Source organism: Alterinioella sp. (genome assembly GCF_058343375.1).
This window is the reverse complement of the sequence record NZ_JBTUJH010000032.1, coordinates 26,568-43,259: the sequence shown is the minus strand read 5'-3', so window position 1 is coordinate 43,259 and position 16,692 is coordinate 26,568. Positions and strand designations below refer to the sequence as shown.

The window sequence follows — 16,692 nt, the reverse complement described above, 5'->3', positions numbered from 1 at the left end:
CGCTGAGATGAAGGCAAATCAGCGTCCCTTGGATTTGACGGATTTTCCCACTGACAGCGTTACAGGGCTTTGAAAATCAACCAGATTTACATGCGCCCTGCGCCTTGTCAGAGAAAAAATCTGTCAAACCAGTGATGCAGGGTTAATGGGTCCTGACCCTAGATCTCGCCGCGTCGTTGCGCCATCATTATGGAAATCAGGTCAGCCACTGATTTTGATTGTCCGCGTGACGTGACGCCGCCGACCATGACCATGCGACCGCGCCGCCACCACAACCCGGGCGCATAAACCGTCGGGCCACGCTCGATCAGGCTGAGACGAAACCCCGACGCCGGTTTGAAGGCAAAGAACCCGCGATCGACCGAGCGGATGTTGTCGATCCGCGCCAGCACCCGGCCATTGGCTTCGCGCAATTCCTCGCGCGTCAGCTCCAGCACCACGCCGGTGACCCGCCAAAGTGTCCAGGACAACCACATGCTGCCCAAGCCAACCGCGATCAGAAACACCCTCCAGGCAATGTCAGCAGGCGGGCTCGAGGCCGCCACGACCAGCAGCATCGAGCCCAGAAGGCCAAGAGCCGCGGTGGCCAATACCCTGCGGCTTGCACTTGGTGTGATCCGCTCGATCACTTCATCCGTATCGATATCCGGCATCTGGTCTGGGCCCTTTGTAGCAATCTGCCCGCTTCCCATAACCGGTCTGGCCAGGATTGACGAGGCTCAGATGCGCCGCAGCTCGTGGCCGGGTTCTTTCCGCCCGTCATCGACCATCCCGGCCGCCAACCCCTCGGCCAGAATGCTGAGGCCGGTGGCATCCTCCAGCCGCAGACCAGCCCGCTCCGCGCCCCCTGAACCAGACCGATACCCCTGGCCATCCGTTCCATGCCCGCGCCCTGCCCCTCTGGCCTGAAACCGGGTTTTGCAGGAACGCACAATCCCGGTTCGGCATCGCGGAATTGCATTGCCGGGCCACGCGCCATATTTCCGGATCTCAGCCACAGGAGAGCGCCAATGTCGATCCGCCCCGTTCTTGAAACCCGCCGCGCCCGACCCACGACGGAAGGGGCCGGGGTCAAACTGCACCGCGCCTTCGGGTTTCATGACCCGAGCGAGCTGGACCCGTTCCTGCTGTTCGATGATTTCCGCGGCGAGACACCGGCCGATTATCAGGCTGGCTTTCCCTGGCACCCGCATCGCGGGATCGAGACGATTACCTATGTTCTGGCCGGATCGGTCGAACATGGCGACAGCCTGGGCAATACCGGCACGCTTCAGGCCGGTGACGTGCAATGGATGACAGCCGGGTCCGGCATCCTGCATCAGGAAATGCCTGCCGGAAACGCCAGCGGCCAGATGCACGGGTTTCAGCTCTGGGGCAATCTGCCATCCTCGATGAAAATGACCGATCCGCGCTATCAGGATGTATCCTCCAGCGAAATCCCCGAACTGGTCGATGATGATGGCACCAGGGTCAGGGTTATCGTGGGCGAATTCTGGGGCAAGCGCGGGCCGGTCGATGGCATCGCCGCCGATCCGCAATATCTGGATATTTCCGTGCCTGCGGGGGTGCGGAAAACCTTCCGGATCGACACCTACCGCCGCGCATTCGCCTATGTGTTCGAGGGCGAGGCCGCCTTTGCCGATGCCTCTGCCCCCGAGGGCGTTCTGTTGGAGAAAGAGGTGATGGGCCAAGAGGTCAATATCCGCGACCGGTCCGGCAACCGCACCCTGATCCGGTTCGGCACCGGTGACGAGGTCACCGTGCAGGCGGGCGAAACAGGGGTCCGGTTCCTGCTGATTTCAGGGGCCCCGATCGCAGAGCCGGTGGCCTGGCACGGGCCCATCGTGATGAACACGCAAGAGGAAATCCGCACCGCAATGCGGGATCTGAAAAACGGCACCTTCCTGCGACCGCATCGCTAGATCAACCCCCGCCAGCGCAGGACGAAAATCATCAGGGCAATCACCACGGCAATCTGAAACGCCAGTCCCGCCGCCATGTTGGCCCGCGCCCGCGCCTTGCGGATCTTGGGGTTCTGGCGGTTCAGGAAACGCTCGACAATCGCGGCATCGCGGGCCAGCGCTTCGGCATCGGCACCCGACGCAGGTTCGGGGTTCTCGACCTGCGCGCCCAGATCGACAATGCGCGCCCCGGCCTGACGCACCGCACGCGGCAGCGTCCGGCCAGCATAGCGCAGGCTGGCCGCGAAATCCGCCCCCCGCGCGCCGATCTGGCCATGCAGAAGGTCGTTCAGCCGGGCGCAGGTCGCGGCATAGTCTTCCGGGTCGATCCCCATAACCCTCCCCATCTCAGCAGAAAACCCTAACGCGGCGCGGGCCGCCTTACAACCGGGCTGGCATGGGCGGCCTCGATGCGCTAGATCGCAGCCATGCTCGCCACCACCCTGACCGGCCCCGCCACCGATAGGACACCCCTGCTGATCGCGCATGGGCTCTTTGGCTCGGCGCGCAACTGGAATGTCATCGCCAAACGCCTGTCCGACAGCCGTCAGGTGATTTCGGTCGATATGCGCAATCACGGGCTCAGCCCGCGCAACCGGTCGCAAAGCTATGCCGATATGGCCGGTGATCTGGCCGAGGTTATCGCAGCCCATGGCGGGCGGGCCGATGTTCTGGGCCATTCCATGGGCGGCAAGGCCGCGATGGTGCTGGCGCTTGGCCACCCAGGGTTGCTGCGCAAGCTTGTCGTGGCCGATATCGCGCCGGTGGCTTATGGCCACAGCCAGAGCCATCTGATCGAGGCCATGCGATCGGTCGATCTGACCAGGGTAACATCGCGGCGCGACGCGGATACGCAGCTGGCCGATGCCGTGCCCGATCCGGGCGTGCGGGCCTTTTTGCTGCAATCGCTGGACGTGAAGGAAAAACGCTGGCGGCTGAACCTCGATGTGCTTGAGGCGGATATGGATCAGATCACCGGTTGGCCCGAAGACATTACCGGCCAGTTCACTGGTCCCACGCTGATGCTGTCGGGGGCGGCGTCCGATTACGTTCTGCCGGCCCATCGCGCGATCATCCGCAGCTATTTCCCGGCCGCGCGCTTTGCAAAAATCCCCGCTGCCGGGCATTGGCTGCATGCCGACAAACCACGCGAGTTCGAGGCCGCGCTGCGGGTGTTTCTGGACGCCTGACCGGCACCGGGACCGGCGCGCGCCATGGCGCTGGCCAAGACCTGCCATGGCCGTCGATGATCCCTGATTTCGGAGGGGCAGAAATGCAGAAGGCGCCGGGCGCCTGGGCAGAACCCAAACTCATGTCTTGCGACATGTCCCGACGCCTTCCAATGAACCTTTGATCCCCCCAGGGGGCCGCCAGCCCAGTTTGCATTGGGTCTTGCGACCCGCCGCTGCCATGGTCTTGACCCGAGGGCCGTTTCCATGACGCGCTGTCCGCCTTTGGACTGCGACCTTTCCGATCCGGCTCTGAAAGACCCTTCACGTTCCGGCGATGCACCCCATGTTCCGTTGCATTCCGACCCGGTACCGAAGCCCGGCCACGCAATGCGCTGGTCCATTCAGGTTTCCTGCGCCCCGCCGTCAGGACCGAAGCCCGTTGACGGTAGGATCAGAGTTGACCGAATTGGTGATTCCCTCAAGAAAAAAGCAGGCCTGGATGGAAATATGTTGGGGATAATTCGGCGGGTATTTGGGGGTAAACCTGTGGGAAAACTGGGGGAGTTTGCCGAATTTTCGAGCGATCAAGCCGGGTTGGGGGCGAAATTGAGAACCGTTTTCCGGTCAGGGTTCAGGGCGTCGGCCATGCCCGGGATTGCCTCCATGATCATGGCTGAGTGTCCGGTCGAAAAGGGGCCAATCCACCTGTCCCCGACCAAGTCCGGTGATCCCGACGATTGGAACCATGGGGCAGGCCGGTGCGGCGACGCACTCTAAAAAATGACACATGCGTCAGTTAAAAGTGACACTTGCGTCACTTTTTGCGCAGGGACGGATGCAACGAGACAGGGATTCCACCCCGTTCAGGTCTTTCCAACCGCGGCCAGGGCCTCGCCATTTCGGCAATATTGGGGGGCCTCATCGGCGCTGTCATGCGCGGCCAGCCATTTCCGGCACTCCTCGGGCGAGGCACAATTGGTGCAGCTCAACACCATCGCGTCGCGCATCCCGGGGGCCAGTTCGCCACGCAGTTCGGCCTCATCCAGATCGCTGCCCAGACGGTCCGCCATCTGATCCATCAGTTTTTTGTGTTCCTCGATCTGTGTTTTGCCCGGCATCGCAATGCGCCTCCCTTTTGGCCGCATTGGGGCTGCGGCGGGTCCGCCAAACATGCCCTGCCCCGGCAAGCCCTGCCTTGACGCAGATCAATGGCCACCTTGTCGACAAGTCAACTATTTGAATAACAAGGGAAACCAAAACCAACGCCGCGATACATCAGGGGCTGGGCAAGCCCGCCACAGAGGTCTAAAGTGCTGCCATGTTTACCATTGAACATGAATTTGACGCCACCATCGTGACCCTTGTCGACGAGGGCCCCGCGCCCTTGCAGGAGGATCTGACGATCTCGGCTTTTGCGGAATGCGTGACGCTGGAACAGCTCGATCCGCGCAGCGACCGGGTGCAGAAAATCACCCTGTCACAAAGCCAGCTGCGCGATCTGGCGGCCGCCCTTGACCTGCCCGAAGGCATCTATCGCCTGCGCCCCGTCATCGACTGACGGCGCATCAAGGCTCGCCCCCTTCAGGACGCACAGGAAATACAGCGCATCACGGTGGCATCGGAATCGAGCCGCCCAAAGCCGATGAACCCGCCACATTCCGCGCACCAGCCAAATTCGCCCGCCGCAATGCGCGCCAGGCCCGCGTCAAGCATTCATAGGATTTTCAACCATTTATCGCGGCCCTTCGCGCCCCGGGTGATCGCCAGCCGGGTTTTCGGCCATTTCAGCGCTTTCGACATCAGCCCGATCACCGCCGCATTGGCCCTGCCCTCCGCCGGCATGGCCGTCACCGTCACGCGGATGCGGCCATCCTGGCTCAGCGCCACTGTATTTGCCGCCGCTTTCGGCGTGACCCGCAATTCAAGAACCGCGCCGGTTTGCGCCAGATGGCTCAGATCATCGACCATATTCTTCCCCTTGCACTGACCGGACGGCCCCGCCACTCTGCCAGCTATCAAGGCGGAGGGCACGGCAATGCGCACGGGGTTTTTCTGGAATGAACGCTGTTTCTGGCATTCCGGCGGCAATTACGCGGGCACGATGGCGGCCGGCGGTCTGGTCCAGCCGATGGCAAGCGGCCTGCCCGAAAACCCGGAAACCAAACGGCGGCTGAAAAACCTGTTGGAGGTGTCGGGGCTGATCGAGGATCTGATCCCGCTTGGCGCGCCGCCCGCCACCAGCGAAGATCTGCTGCGCGTGCATCCGCAAGACTATCTCGACGCGTTTCAACAGATGTCGGATGCGGGCGGCGGTGAATTGGGCCTGCGCACGCCTTTTGGCCCCGATGGCTATGATATTGCCTGCCTTTCGGCGGGTCTGGCCAAGGCGGCGCTCGGTGCGGTTCTGCGCGGCGAATTGCACAATGCCTATGCCCTGTCACGCCCGCCCGGCCATCATTGCCTGCCTGATTTTCCCAATGGTTTCTGCCTGTTGGCAAATATCGCCATCGCAATCGAGGCGGCCTTGGTCGATGATCTGGCGGCCCGTGTCGCGGTGGTTGACTGGGATGTGCATCATGGCAACGGCACCGAGGCCATCTATTACGACCGCGACGATGTGCTGACGATCTCGATCCATCAGGAACGCAATTACCCCGTCGATACCGGCGATTTCGAGGATCGTGGATCGGGTGCGGGCCAGGGGTTCAACCTCAATATCCCGCTGCCGCCCGGGGCCGGTCACGCCACCTATCTGGAGGCGATGGACCGGCTTGTGATCCCGGCCCTGGCCGAGTTCCGGCCCGATGTGATCCTCGTCGCCTGCGGCTATGACGCGGCCGCCATCGATCCCTTGAGCCGGATGCTGGCGACAGCGGAAACCTTTCGCGCCTTGACCGCAATGGCGATGGAGGCGGCGGGTGATCTGTGCGCCGGGCGGCTGGTGCTGGTTCATGAGGGCGGATATTCCGAGGCCTATGTGCCGTTTTGCGGCCATGGCGTGTTGCAGGAACTGTCGGGCAGCGCCATCACCGCGCCCGACCCGCTGGCCGAAACCTTTGCCGCGCGCCAGCCCGGGGCCCGGTTCGAACGCTATTGTTCGGTGCTGATCGCGGAAATGGAGGCGGCGCTCTGACGCCTCTTGCTGCTGCGCAGCATGGCGCATTGACAGGGCCGGGGCGGCACGGCACTTTGCCCGCAGATCGAAAGGGGGATTGTCCCATGAATAAGGTATATGGTTCGGCTGCCGAGGCGCTGGAGGGCACGTTGCATGACGGCATGCTGATCGCGGCTGGCGGCTTTGGCCTATGTGGTATCCCGGAACTGCTGATCGACGGCATCGTGGCCTCCGGCGTCAAGGATCTGACCATCGCGTCCAACAATGCCGGTGTTGACGGGTTCGGCTTGGGCAAGCTGCTGGATTCGCGCCAGATCAAGAAAATGATGTCCTCTTACGTGGGTGAAAACGCTGAATTCATGCGCCAATATCTGAGCGGCGAACTGGAGCTGGAATTCAACCCGCAAGGCACGCTGGCCGAACGGATGCGCGCCGGGGGCTGCGGCATTCCGGGTTTCTATACCAAGACCGGCGTTGGCACGGTGATCGCCGATGGCAAGGAAGTAAAAACCTTTCGCGGTGAGGATTATATCCTTGAGGAAGGCATCTTTGCGGATCTCTCGATCGTCAAGGCCTGGAAGGCCGACGACACCGGCAATCTGGTGTTTCGCAAGACCGCACGCAATTTCAACCCGCCCGCCGCGATGTGCGGCAAGATCTGTATCGCCGAAGTGGAAGAGATCGTGCCGCGCGGCGCGCTGGACCCCGACCTGATCCACCTGCCCGGCATCTATGTGCATCGCCTGATCCAGGGCCAGCACGAAAAACGCATCGAACAGCGCACCACGCGCCAAAGGGAGGCTGTCTAATGGCCTGGGATCGCAATCAGATGGCCGCGCGCGCGGCGGATGAGCTGGAAGATGGCTGGTATGTCAACCTTGGCATCGGCATTCCGACGCTGGTGGCCAATTATGTCGGCGACAAGGACATCACCCTGCAATCGGAAAACGGCATGTTGGGGATGGGCCCGTTCCCCTATGAGGGCGAGGAAGACCCCGACCTGATCAATGCCGGCAAGCAGACCATCACCGAACTGGCGCGGACCTCGTATTTCGACAGCGCAACCTCGTTTGGCATGATCCGCGGCGGCAAGATCGCGGCGGCCATTCTGGGGGCGATGGAGGTGGCCGAAAACGGCGATCTGGCCAATTGGATGATCCCCGGCAAGCTGGTCAAGGGCATGGGCGGCGCGATGGATCTGGTGGCGGGCGTGGGCCGGGTCATCGTGGTGATGGATCACACCAACAAACATGGTGCCAGCAAGGTGTTGAAGGCCTGCACCCTGCCTTTGACCGGCCGGGGCGTGGTCGACCGGATCATCACCAATCTGGGCGTGTTGGATGTGGTTGAGGGCGGCTTGCGCATTGTCGAAACCGCCGATGGCGTGTCCGAGGCCGAATTGCGCGAAGCGACCGAGGCCACCATCGTTGATTAAAGAAAACAAGGCCGGGTAAGAAGTTACCCGGCTGCGGCCCCGCCCGGTGCCAGCCGCGCCACGACGCCTTCCACCACCTTGCGGAACGGCCCCAGCCCCATGGCCGGTTCGCCATCAGGGCGCAGCATCAGGCCGACCGGGCCTTTGGTGATGCTGGTGTCAAAGGGCAGCGCCACCAGTTTGCCTTCGGCCAGCTCATTGGCCACAACCCCCGACGAGATGATCCAGATGGCATCGGAGCGGTTGGTATAGACCCGGCCAAAGGCCTCCGACACGGTTTCCAACCGGCGCGGGATATCCGTGATGCCATGCGCAATCATGAACCGTTCCACCAGCGGCGTGATGGCCGCGCCTTCGGGCGGGTAGACGACGGGCCAGTTCGCCACATCCTCCAGCCGCGGATTTGCAAGGATCGGATGGCCGGGGCGCACCACAAAGACCACATGTTCATTGTAAAGCTGCATGAAGGACAGCCCCGTCATGGTGTCGGGTGGTCCCATGCGGCCAATCACCAGATCCAGATCACCATCGCGCAGTTTCCCGGTCAGATATGCAATCGGGCCGTCCAGAATGCGCAGCCCCAGATCGGGCATCGCCACCTCCAGTTCGCGCACCACCTCGGGCATCAGCCAGGCCGCGACGCTTGGCAACAGGCCAAGCGACAGCACCATGCGGCCCTTGCGTTCAAACTGCGCCACCCCATCGACACCCTGACGCAGCGCCGCCAGGCTCATCTCTGCGAAATGCAGGAAGATCTTGCCCTGTGGCGTCAGCGCGATACCGGCCCGGCTGCGGGTAAGAAGCCGCACACCCAGGATATCCTCCAGCTCTTTCAGGGTCTTGGATATCGCCGGTTGGGTCAGAAACAGCACCTCTGCGGCGCGTTTCAGGCGGCCCTGGCGGGTAATTTCCACGAAAGCCTGGACATGGCGGTATTTGACGCGTTGGTCGATCATGGTTGCCCCTTTTGATAATCATAATGCCAAAGAACTGATTTTGAAGCACGTTCTGTATATACTAGCCTGCCCCAAAAGGAGGGCTGCCATGCGCACTCAGGTTGTCATCATCGGCGGTGGACCGTCGGGTTTGCTTCTGTCACAGCTTTTGCACCGCAAGGGTATCGACACGGTCGTTCTGGAACGCAAGACGCGCGACTATGTGCTTGGCCGCATTCGTGCCGGCATTCTGGAGATCGGTTTGGTCGGGCTGATGCGCGAGGCTGGCGTGGCCGAGAGGATGGATCGCGAAGGGTTTGTCCATGACGGCGCGGTCATCGCCTTTGACAACCAGAGTTTCGAGGTCAGTTTCAAGAAACATACCGGCACCAGCGTCCTGGTCTATGGCCAGACCGAGGTGACGCGCGATCTGTATGATGCGCGCAAGGCCATGGATGGCAAGATCGTCTTTGATGTCGAGGGCGTGACGATCCACGGGGCCGATAGCGACGCACCCTTCGTCACCTATCACATTGACGGAGCAGAACAGCGCATCGATTGCGATTTCGTGGCCGGTTGCGACGGGTTTTATGGTGTCAGCCGCCAGACCATCCCATTGGGCGTGCGGCGCGAATATGAGAAAATCTATCCCTTCGGCTGGCTTGGCGTTCTGTCCGAAACGCCGCCCGTCCACGGCGAATTGATCTATTCCAATTCGCCGCGCGGTTTTGCGCTTTGTTCGATGCGCAACGCCAATCTCAGCCGCTATTATATCCAGTGCCCGCTCAGCGACAGCCCCGATGCCTGGACCGATGCCGCCTTCTGGGATGAATTGAAGCGCCGGATCCCCGAGGCCCATGCCGAGGCGCTGATCACCGGGCCGTCGATCGAGAAATCCATCGCGCCGCTGCGGTCCTTTGTGACCGAGCCGATGCGGTGGGGCCGTCTGTTTCTATGCGGCGATGCCGCCCATATCGTGCCGCCGACCGGGGCCAAGGGGCTGAACACCGCAGCCTCCGATATTCATTACCTCTATCACGGGCTGTTGGCGCATTATACTGACGGCGAGGCGGAAGGGCTGGATCGCTATTCGCAAAAGGCCCTGGCCCGGATCTGGCAGGCCGAACGTTTCAGCTGGTCAACCACAAACCTGTTGCACCGCTACCCCGATCAGAGCGAATTTGATCTGAAGATGCAGCGCGCCGATCTGGAATTTCTGCGCGACCACGACTGCGCGCAAAAGGTCTTTGCCAAAAACTATGTCGGGCTGCCATATTGAAAGGACAGGCGATGAGCGAGAGATTTGAGCGCGGCACAAAGATCCGCCGCGCGGTATTGGGAGAACCCCATGTCGACCGGGCCGAGGCAGACAAAACCGCGTTTGACGCCCCCTTTCAAAGCCTGATAACCGAGGCCGCCTGGGGCACGGTCTGGGCCTCTGACGCCATCAGCCTGCGCGAGAGGTCAATGCTGACGCTGGCGCTGCTGGCGGCCACCGGCAATTTCGAGGAAATCCCGATGCATATCCGCGCCACGGCCAATACCGGGGCCAGCCAAAGCGATGTGATCGAGGCCTTTCAGCATGTCGCCATTTACGCGGGCGTGCCAAAGGCCAATCATGCGATAAAGCTGGCCAAGGCCACATATGAAGAAATGGCGCGAGAGGATCGGACATGAACCCGGCCGAATATTATGCCCGTGACCGGCGCCGGCACCCGCCCGCGCTGGCCCGGAATTACAAGACCAGCGTCACGCGGTCGCCGCAATATGCCGCGATCTCGCTGCAAGCTTCGGTCTCCGAGATCACCGGCCCGGTCTTTGGCCATAATGATATCGACCCGATCGACAATGATCTGATCCTGAATTACGCGCAGCCCGGCCAAACCCCGATCGGCGAGCGCATTATCGTGCATGGCCGGGTGCTGGATGAAAACGCGCGCCCGGTGCCCAACACGCTGGTCGAGATCTGGCAGGCCAATGCCGGCGGTCGTTATCGCCACAAGAAAGATACCTATCTTGCGCCCATCGACCCGAATTTCGGCGGCTGCGGGCGGGTGCTGACCGATGCGGAAGGCCAGTATCATTTCCGCACCGTCAAACCCGGCGCATATCCCTGGCGCAACTGGGTCAATGACTGGCGCCCCGCCCATATTCATGTCTCGGTATTCGGATCGGGCTTTGCGCAGCGGCTGATCACGCAGATGTATTTCGAAGGTGACCCGCTGATCGCCAAATGCCCGATCGTGGCAACCATCCCCGATCCTGACGCCATCGACATGCTGGTGGCCCGGCTGGATATGAACGCGACCGTGCCGCTGGACGCGATTGCCTACCGCTTCGATATCGTGCTGCGCGGGCGGCGCTCAACGCTGTTTGAAAACCGTCCGGAGGGGAACTGATGACAACCGACTACCTGAAGGAAACGCCGTCGCAGACCGCCGGGCCTTACGTGCATATCGGGCTGGCCCCCGGGGCCGCCGGGTTTGACATCTACCGCGAGGAATTGGGCTGGGACATTGCCGGGCCCAATGCGGGCGGCGAACGGATCCGGGTCGAAGGTGTGGTGATCGACGGCACCGGATCGCCGATCAAGGATGTGCTGCTGGAGGTCTGGCAGGCCAATGCCGACGGCATCTATGCCCATCCCGAGGGCGGCGAGGTCGAGGATGGATTTCGCGGATGGGGCCGCGTGATCACCGATTTCGACACTGGTGAATGGGGCTTTGACACCATAAAGCCGGGCCGCGCCATGGGCCGTGATGGTGCCCTGATGGCCCCGCATATCAACCTGTGGATCGTCGCGCGCGGCATCAATCTGGGGCTGAACACGCGGATGTATTTCTCGGATGAGGACGCGGCCAATGCCGCGGATCCGGTGATCAACCTGATCGAATGGGAACGCCGCCGCGCCACGCTGATTGCCAAACGCGGCGAAAAGGGCGGCTTGCCTGTCTATCGGTTCGACATCAAGCTACAGGGTCAGGACGAGACCGTGTTTTTTGATATCTGAGGGCAAAGCCATGACCAAACCCTGCATCATCTGTGTGGCGATCACCGGATCGGTGCCGACCAAGGCGGCAAACCCGGCCCTGCCGGTCACCATCGCGGAACAGATCGAAAGCACGCAGGAAGCCTTTGAGGCCGGGGCCGCCATCGCGCATGCCCATGTGCGCAATGATGATGAGACCACGACCAGCGATCCTGAGAAATTCGCCCGTCTGATGGAGGGGCTGAAGACGCATTGCCCCGGCATGATCATCCAGTTTTCGACCGGCGGCCGGTCCGGGGCCGGATCAGAGCGCGGCGGTATGCTGCCGCTCCGCCCCGACATGGCGTCGCTTGCGGTGGGGTCGAACAACTTCCCGACCCGGGTCTATGAAAACCCGCCCGATCTGGTCGACTGGCTGGCCGGAGAGATGCGCAAATATGATGTGTTGCCCGAGATCGAGGCCTTTGACCTCAGCCATATTCACCAGGCCGTTGCCATGCATCGCGACGGGCGATTGCCGAAAAAGCTCTATGTGCAGTTTGTCATGGGGGTGAAGAACGCGATGCCGGTCGACCGCGACGTGTTCGACTATTATGTGCGCACGATGGCGCGGCTGGCCCCGGAGGCCGAATGGTGCGCCGCGGGCATCGGCCGGCATCAATTGGAGGTCAATGAATGGGCGATTGCGGCGGGCGGGCACACGCGCACCGGGCTGGAGGATAACGTGCGGCTGGACCGGGACACGCTGGCACCGTCGAATGCGGCGCTGGTGGCGCGGGCGGTCGCGGTGTGTGAGCGTTATGAACGCCCGGTCGCCAGCTGGCAGCAGGCGCGCGACATTCTGGGCCTGCGCGCGCCTTAACCGTCCAACATGGTCTGCAACACGCAGCCATCGCTGACCAGTTCCGGCGGCGTGACGCATAACAGCCGCGCCATGCGCCAGGTGGCCAGAACCCGGGTCACATAATCGCGCGTTTCAGGATATTCGGGCACGCCGCCTGCCGCATTCACCGCGCCTTCGCCCGCGTTATAGCCCGCCAGAGCCAGGATCGGGTCGCGGTCGAACTCCTCCATCAACCAATCAAGATAGGCCACCCCGCCGGCGATATTCTGGGTCGCATCGAAACTGTCGGTCACGCCAAAACGTTGCGCGGTGGCCGGGATCAGCTGCATCAGGCCTTGCGCGCCGGCACTGCTTTGCGCCATCAGATCGCCGCGCGATTCCACCGCCATGACGGCCAGCACAAGGGCGGGCGACACACGCGTGCCGATGGTGGCGCGCAGAATGTCCAGATCATGCGCATCCGACAGCGCCAGCAGGAGCTCAGCCCCGGCGATTTGCAGGGCGGCGGCCTCGGGCGCGGTTTCCAACAGACCCATTGCGGCCATGAAACGCCCCGCCCCGTCATCGCGGCCCGGCGCGATCTGATCCCAGAACCACGCCGTCGAGATGGCCTCGGCGGGCGCAAGCACCGGTGCCGCGGCCTCTGCCCCGCCCGGGGGTGCGGCCTGCTCTGCTCCGATCTGGATGTTGATACGCGCACCGGAATAACCGGCATCGGGCACGGTGATGCGGCGAAAGCTGAATTCGGGGAAAGGCGGCGGGCCGTCATCGTCTTCGACCTGCGCCAACGCTGTTGAGACAGACCCGGCCCAAACCAGACAGAGGGCCGTGAAACCTGCAATGCGCATCGGGCTGCTCCTGATTGCCTCGGATCGTTTTCTTTTCAGTGTGCCTGAAGGTCATTTTATTTGAAAGACAATGGCTGGCGATTGCCGAACTTCTCGTTAATGGATTGATATTCAATAGTTTTGGGAAAAACTTGCATGGCGTTGTTAACCATTTTTACCTTAAATTACCGAAAACCCGCCCAATTCCTGCCCTCTTTCGCTGGCTTAACGGTCCCTGTCGCCGAAACGGGCAGGGCCGCGGAACACGCAAAACGGCTCCTTACCAAGTCAGGCGGGCAAATGAAAAAACTGACTTATCGAGGGATCAAACCAATGACCGCATATATCAAGAACTTCGCCAAATCCGAATCCGGTGCCGTGACCGTTGACTGGGTCGTGCTGACCGCCGCAATCGTCGGCCTGGGCCTGGCCGTCATGGCCGTCGTGTCCGCCGGTGTTGAGGATCTGTCGGGCGACATTCAGACCCAGTTGGAAACCGACCAGATCAGCACGTCGTTCGACTAAACCAGCCCCACCACCAGACCATTCCCGAAAAGGGGCCGCCTGTTCAGCGCGGCCCCTTTTCACATCCGCCACCCGGTGCTTCATAGAGCGCGTCGCGCCAAATCGAATTCAGCGGCCGACCCGAACGCATTCGATTGCGCGAACGCTGCCTCGGTCCGGGTGATGAATGCTCGAACCCGATCAGGCGCGACGCGCTATAAATGTCTCGAAAATATCGCGGTAAATTCTTCACAAATCCTTTTCAGCGCCCAAATCGCGCCCCGATTGACCGACATATTCAACCCATCCCAAGGGGCACGCCCCAAACGGGCCAACCCTTATGAAGACCAAAACTGGAGCCAAACCAATGACCGCATATATCAAGAACTTCGCCAAATCCGAATCCGGTGCCGTGACCGTTGACTGGGTCGTGCTGACCGCCGCCATCGTCGGCCTGGGCCTGGCCGTCATGGCCGTCGTGTCCTCGGGCGTCGAAGACCTGTCGGGCGACATTCAGACCCAGTTGGAAACCGACCAGATCAGCACGTCGTTCGACTAAACCAGCCCGACCACCAGACCATTCCCGAAAAGGGGCCGCCTGTTCAGCGCGGCCCCTTTTCACATCCGCCACCCGGTGCTTCGTAAATATCTCGAAAATATCGCTGAAAATTCTTCACAAATCCTTTTCAGCGCCCAAATCGCGCCCCGATTGACCGACATATTCAACCCATCCCAAGGGGCACGCCCCCAAACGGGCCAACCCTTATGAAGACCAAAACTGGAGCTAGAGCAATGACCGCATATATCAAGAACTTCGCCAAATCCGAATCCGGTGCCGTGACCGTCGACTGGGTCGTGCTGACCGCCGCCATCGTCGGCCTGGGCCTGGCCGTCATGGCCGTCGTGTCCGCCGGTGTCGAAGACCTGTCGGGCGACATTCAGACCCAACTGGAAACTGACCAGATCAGCACGACCTTCACGACCCCGTAAACGCCGACAAAACCAATTCTGCAAAAGGGGCCGCGCAACCAGCGCGGCCCCTTTTTCGTTTCCGATTTGAGCATTATTCGCGTTTTTTGTTTCCAAAATACCGCCATATTTTGTCATCAATTGCCCATTTTTGCCCCATTTCCGCCTCAGTTCGCCGCGATCTTGTCAGGGTCTGCTCGGGATGCTGCCACATCCCTTAATCCCTGGAGGATCTGCCATGCGTGCTGCCGCTCGCCTGAAGTCGTTTATCTTGTCGGAATCCGGTGCTGTCACCGTTGATTGGGTCGTGTTGACCGCCGCCCTTGTCGGTCTGGGCCTTGCCGTGACCAATACGGTCGGCGCGGGCCTGTCGGATCTGTCATCCGAGATCCGGGCTCAGCTGGAGCGTGACCACGTCACGACCGGCTTCGAGTAACGCCAACAGCACCCTTGCCGGGGTCCGGTCCCGATCGGGCATCGGCGCATTTGCTTAAAACCTGCGGCTTTTTGCACCGCTCCGTCCCTGCTCTGCCTTTTTTCTGCCGCCTCCGGAGGGCCAATTGCAAGAGGCCCTTCGAGGTCCAGGCGACAGAATGCGCTGCTCTTCCCGCAACATCTGCGGGCCCATGTTCAAGGCAAATGCAGGAGCAAGCCATGTCTTTCAAATCATTCCAGAAGTTTTTCTCTGACGAGTCGGGTGCCGTGACCGTTGACTGGGTCGTGCTGACCGCTGCCCTTGTGGGTCTTGGTCTGGCCGTCATGTCGGTCATATCCAGCGGGCTGGAAGATCTTTCCGGCGATATCCAGGGCCAGTTGGCGGCCGATCACATCACCGATGCCTTCGGAACCACAACTACGACACCTTGATGCCAGGCAAATACCCGGCGCGGTGCCCGACATGCCGGGCCGCGCCGGGCCAATGGCTGTCGAAACATCGTCCCATCCGTTCCATTCTTTTGCCCCAATCACCTGACAGGCTGGCGGGGAACAAAACCGGCGGGAGCAATCCGGCCGCATCACAGGCATTATTTAGGGGGCTGTAAAAATGCGCGTTATCTTCGGACTTGTCCTTATCATAGGCGTGGGCCTGGCGGGATTTGCCGTTTACGTGGCAAAGGACCGGTTCACCCAATATCAGGAAGCACTTGCGTCGCAGCGCAATTCGATTGTGCCCACGACTTCGGTCTATGTCGTCACCCGCGAGATGCGGTATGGCGAACAGATCCGGCCCGCTGACGTCGAGGCCATCGAGTGGCCCGAGGAATATGTGCCCTTTGGGGCCTTCACCAATGCAGAGGATCTGTTCCCCGATGGCGAAGACCCGCGCACCGTGCTGCGCGTCATGGAGCGCAACGAGCCGGTGCTGATCTCGAAAGTATCGGCCCCCGGCGAGGATGCAGGCGTAGCATCCCAACTGGCGCAGGGCATGCGTGCCTTTGCGCTGCGCGTCGATGTGGCCACCGGCGTTTCGGGCTTTATCCGTCCCGGCGACCGGGTCGATGTGTATTGGTCCGGCAACTCGCGCGGCGAAAACGTGACGCGGCTGATCCAGGCCTCGGTGCCGATCATCGCGATTGACCAGATCTCGGATCAGGACCGCCGCAATCCGACCGTGGCGCGCACCATTACCATTGCCGCGCCCGCCGAGCAGATTGCGGCGCTGGCCCAGGCACAGGCCACCGGCGGGCTGAGCCTGTCGCTGGTCGGCGTGAGCGACCAGACCGAAAGCGAAACGATCGAGGTCAATCAGGATATGCTTTTGGGTATCGCCCAGACTTCTGAAACCGAAGCCCCGGTGATCTGCACGGTGCGCAACCGACGCGGTGCCGAAGTGGTGGTGACGGCGGTGCCTTGCATCAACTGACACCAAGCAAAACAGACATTGGCCCCCATGATCTTGGGGGCCAATTTCGTTTTGACGCTAGCCCTGCTGCTTCGTGT

Annotated in this window: 24 protein-coding genes; 17 read left to right on the top strand and 7 right to left on the bottom strand. The window is 61.6% G+C overall.

What is annotated here, in order from left to right; translation table 11 throughout:
• Positions 1-158: 158 nt before the first annotated feature.
• Positions 159-653: a hypothetical protein gene (locus tag ACW8PS_RS05770; RefSeq protein ID WP_491526361.1), complete on the bottom strand. Its 495-nt coding sequence runs from the start codon at positions 651-653 to the stop codon at positions 159-161.
• 357 nt (positions 654-1,010) lie between these two features.
• Here ACW8PS_RS05770 and ACW8PS_RS05765 point away from each other — a divergent pair, with 357 nt between their 5' ends.
• Positions 1,011-1,922 (top strand): pirin family protein, encoded by a 912-nt coding sequence (locus ACW8PS_RS05765; protein WP_491526360.1) that lies wholly within the window; start codon positions 1,011-1,013, stop codon positions 1,920-1,922.
• Here ACW8PS_RS05765 and ACW8PS_RS05760 read toward each other — a convergent pair.
• Positions 1,919-2,296, bottom strand: coding sequence for a hypothetical protein (locus tag ACW8PS_RS05760; RefSeq protein ID WP_491526359.1), 378 nt, complete (start codon positions 2,294-2,296; stop codon positions 1,919-1,921). The two genes, ACW8PS_RS05765 and ACW8PS_RS05760, sit on opposite strands and share 4 nt — an antisense overlap.
• Positions 2,297-2,389: 93 nt before the next feature.
• On the opposite strand from ACW8PS_RS05760, the gene ACW8PS_RS05755 reads away from it, so the two are divergent.
• Complete coding sequence (locus tag ACW8PS_RS05755; RefSeq protein WP_491526358.1) at positions 2,390-3,151, top strand: alpha/beta fold hydrolase; 762 nt, start codon at positions 2,390-2,392, stop codon at positions 3,149-3,151.
• 845 nt (positions 3,152-3,996) lie between these two features.
• Here the strand turns inward: ACW8PS_RS05755 and ACW8PS_RS05750 are convergent.
• Positions 3,997-4,251, bottom strand: a complete 255-nt coding sequence (locus tag ACW8PS_RS05750) for a DUF6455 family protein (RefSeq protein ID WP_491526357.1) — start codon at positions 4,249-4,251, stop codon at positions 3,997-3,999.
• 200 nt (positions 4,252-4,451) lie between these two features.
• Between ACW8PS_RS05750 and ACW8PS_RS05745 the strand changes: the two genes are divergently transcribed.
• A complete protein-coding gene (locus ACW8PS_RS05745) occupies positions 4,452-4,691 on the top strand; it encodes a DUF8831 family protein (RefSeq protein ID WP_491526356.1) in 240 nt (79 codons plus the stop codon).
• 23 nt (positions 4,692-4,714) lie between these two features.
• Here the strand turns inward: ACW8PS_RS05745 and ACW8PS_RS05740 are convergent, their stop codons facing one another.
• Together ACW8PS_RS05740 and ACW8PS_RS05735 are read right to left on the bottom strand one after the other, a co-directional pair.
• Positions 4,715-4,846, bottom strand: a complete 132-nt coding sequence (locus ACW8PS_RS05740) for a TraR/DksA family transcriptional regulator (protein ID WP_491526355.1) — start codon at positions 4,844-4,846, stop codon at positions 4,715-4,717.
• Positions 4,847-5,101, bottom strand: coding sequence for a DUF167 domain-containing protein (locus ACW8PS_RS05735; protein WP_491526354.1), 255 nt, complete (start codon positions 5,099-5,101; stop codon positions 4,847-4,849).
• A 67-nt stretch (positions 5,102-5,168) separates the two neighbouring features.
• Between ACW8PS_RS05735 and ACW8PS_RS05730 the strand changes: the two genes are divergently transcribed.
• The 3 genes from ACW8PS_RS05730 to ACW8PS_RS05720 all read left to right on the top strand — a co-directional run bounded on the left by ACW8PS_RS05730 (position 5,169) and on the right by ACW8PS_RS05720 (position 7,683).
• Positions 5,169-6,266 carry a class II histone deacetylase gene (locus tag ACW8PS_RS05730; protein WP_491526353.1) on the top strand — a complete coding sequence of 366 codons (1,098 nt, stop codon included), beginning with the start codon at positions 5,169-5,171 and terminating at the stop codon, positions 6,264-6,266.
• An 86-nt stretch (positions 6,267-6,352) separates the two neighbouring features.
• On the top strand, positions 6,353-7,057 hold the full coding sequence (locus tag ACW8PS_RS05725; RefSeq protein ID WP_491526352.1) for a CoA transferase subunit A: 705 nt from the start codon (positions 6,353-6,355) through the stop codon (positions 7,055-7,057).
• Positions 7,057-7,683, top strand: coding sequence for a 3-oxoacid CoA-transferase subunit B (locus tag ACW8PS_RS05720; protein WP_491526351.1), 627 nt, complete (start codon positions 7,057-7,059; stop codon positions 7,681-7,683). The genes ACW8PS_RS05725 and ACW8PS_RS05720 overlap by 1 nt, the downstream gene beginning before the upstream one ends.
• A gap of 23 nt (positions 7,684-7,706) precedes the next feature.
• Here the strand turns inward: ACW8PS_RS05720 and pcaQ are convergent, their stop codons facing one another.
• Positions 7,707-8,639, bottom strand: coding sequence for a pca operon transcription factor PcaQ (gene pcaQ, locus ACW8PS_RS05715; RefSeq protein ID WP_491526350.1), 933 nt, complete (start codon positions 8,637-8,639; stop codon positions 7,707-7,709).
• 88 nt (positions 8,640-8,727) lie between these two features.
• Here pcaQ and pobA point away from each other — a divergent pair, with 88 nt between their 5' ends.
• From pobA to ACW8PS_RS05690, 5 genes are read left to right on the top strand one after another with little or no spacing between them, the layout of a single operon-like run.
• Positions 8,728-9,897, top strand: a complete 1,170-nt coding sequence (pobA, locus tag ACW8PS_RS05710) for a 4-hydroxybenzoate 3-monooxygenase (RefSeq protein WP_491526349.1) — start codon at positions 8,728-8,730, stop codon at positions 9,895-9,897.
• A gap of 11 nt (positions 9,898-9,908) precedes the next feature.
• On the top strand, positions 9,909-10,295 hold the full coding sequence (gene pcaC, locus ACW8PS_RS05705) for a 4-carboxymuconolactone decarboxylase (protein ID WP_491526348.1): 387 nt from the start codon (positions 9,909-9,911) through the stop codon (positions 10,293-10,295).
• On the top strand, positions 10,292-11,017 hold the full coding sequence (gene pcaH / locus ACW8PS_RS05700) for a protocatechuate 3,4-dioxygenase subunit beta (protein WP_491526347.1): 726 nt from the start codon (positions 10,292-10,294) through the stop codon (positions 11,015-11,017). Before pcaC ends, pcaH begins: the two co-directional genes overlap by 4 nt.
• Positions 11,017-11,628 (top strand): protocatechuate 3,4-dioxygenase subunit alpha, encoded by a 612-nt coding sequence (pcaG, locus tag ACW8PS_RS05695; RefSeq protein WP_491526346.1) that lies wholly within the window; start codon positions 11,017-11,019, stop codon positions 11,626-11,628. The genes pcaH and pcaG overlap by 1 nt, the downstream gene beginning before the upstream one ends.
• 10 nt (positions 11,629-11,638) lie before the next feature.
• Complete coding sequence (locus ACW8PS_RS05690; protein WP_491526345.1) at positions 11,639-12,469, top strand: 3-oxoadipate:acetyl-CoA acetyltransferase; 831 nt, start codon at positions 11,639-11,641, stop codon at positions 12,467-12,469.
• On the opposite strand, the gene ACW8PS_RS05685 is transcribed toward ACW8PS_RS05690, so the two are convergent.
• On the bottom strand, positions 12,466-13,299 hold the full coding sequence (locus tag ACW8PS_RS05685) for a lytic transglycosylase domain-containing protein (RefSeq protein ID WP_491526344.1): 834 nt from the start codon (positions 13,297-13,299) through the stop codon (positions 12,466-12,468). The genes ACW8PS_RS05690 and ACW8PS_RS05685 overlap by 4 nt on opposite strands.
• Before the next feature lie 312 nt (positions 13,300-13,611).
• Between ACW8PS_RS05685 and ACW8PS_RS05680 the strand changes: the two genes are divergently transcribed.
• The 6 genes from ACW8PS_RS05680 to cpaB all read left to right on the top strand — a co-directional run bounded on the left by ACW8PS_RS05680 (position 13,612) and on the right by cpaB (position 16,615).
• Positions 13,612-13,803, top strand: coding sequence for a pilus assembly protein (locus tag ACW8PS_RS05680; RefSeq protein ID WP_491526343.1), 192 nt, complete (start codon positions 13,612-13,614; stop codon positions 13,801-13,803).
• A gap of 346 nt (positions 13,804-14,149) precedes the next feature.
• Positions 14,150-14,341 carry a pilus assembly protein gene (locus ACW8PS_RS05675; RefSeq protein ID WP_491526342.1) on the top strand — a complete coding sequence of 64 codons (192 nt, stop codon included), beginning with the start codon at positions 14,150-14,152 and terminating at the stop codon, positions 14,339-14,341.
• Positions 14,342-14,574: 233 nt separating this feature from the next.
• Positions 14,575-14,772: a pilus assembly protein gene (locus ACW8PS_RS05670; protein WP_491526341.1), complete on the top strand. Its 198-nt coding sequence runs from the start codon at positions 14,575-14,577 to the stop codon at positions 14,770-14,772.
• 217 nt (positions 14,773-14,989) lie between these two features.
• The gene (locus ACW8PS_RS05665) at positions 14,990-15,187 is read left to right on the top strand and encodes a pilus assembly protein (protein ID WP_491526340.1); all 198 of its coding nucleotides are present in this window, start codon (positions 14,990-14,992) and stop codon (positions 15,185-15,187) included.
• Between the two features lie 218 nt (positions 15,188-15,405).
• Positions 15,406-15,618, top strand: coding sequence for a pilus assembly protein (locus ACW8PS_RS05660; protein ID WP_491526339.1), 213 nt, complete (start codon positions 15,406-15,408; stop codon positions 15,616-15,618).
• 178 nt (positions 15,619-15,796) lie between these two features.
• Entirely contained in the window at positions 15,797-16,615 is an 819-nt protein-coding gene (gene cpaB / locus ACW8PS_RS05655; RefSeq protein WP_491526338.1) for a Flp pilus assembly protein CpaB, read from the top strand.
• Positions 16,616-16,692: the final 77 nt, after the last annotated feature.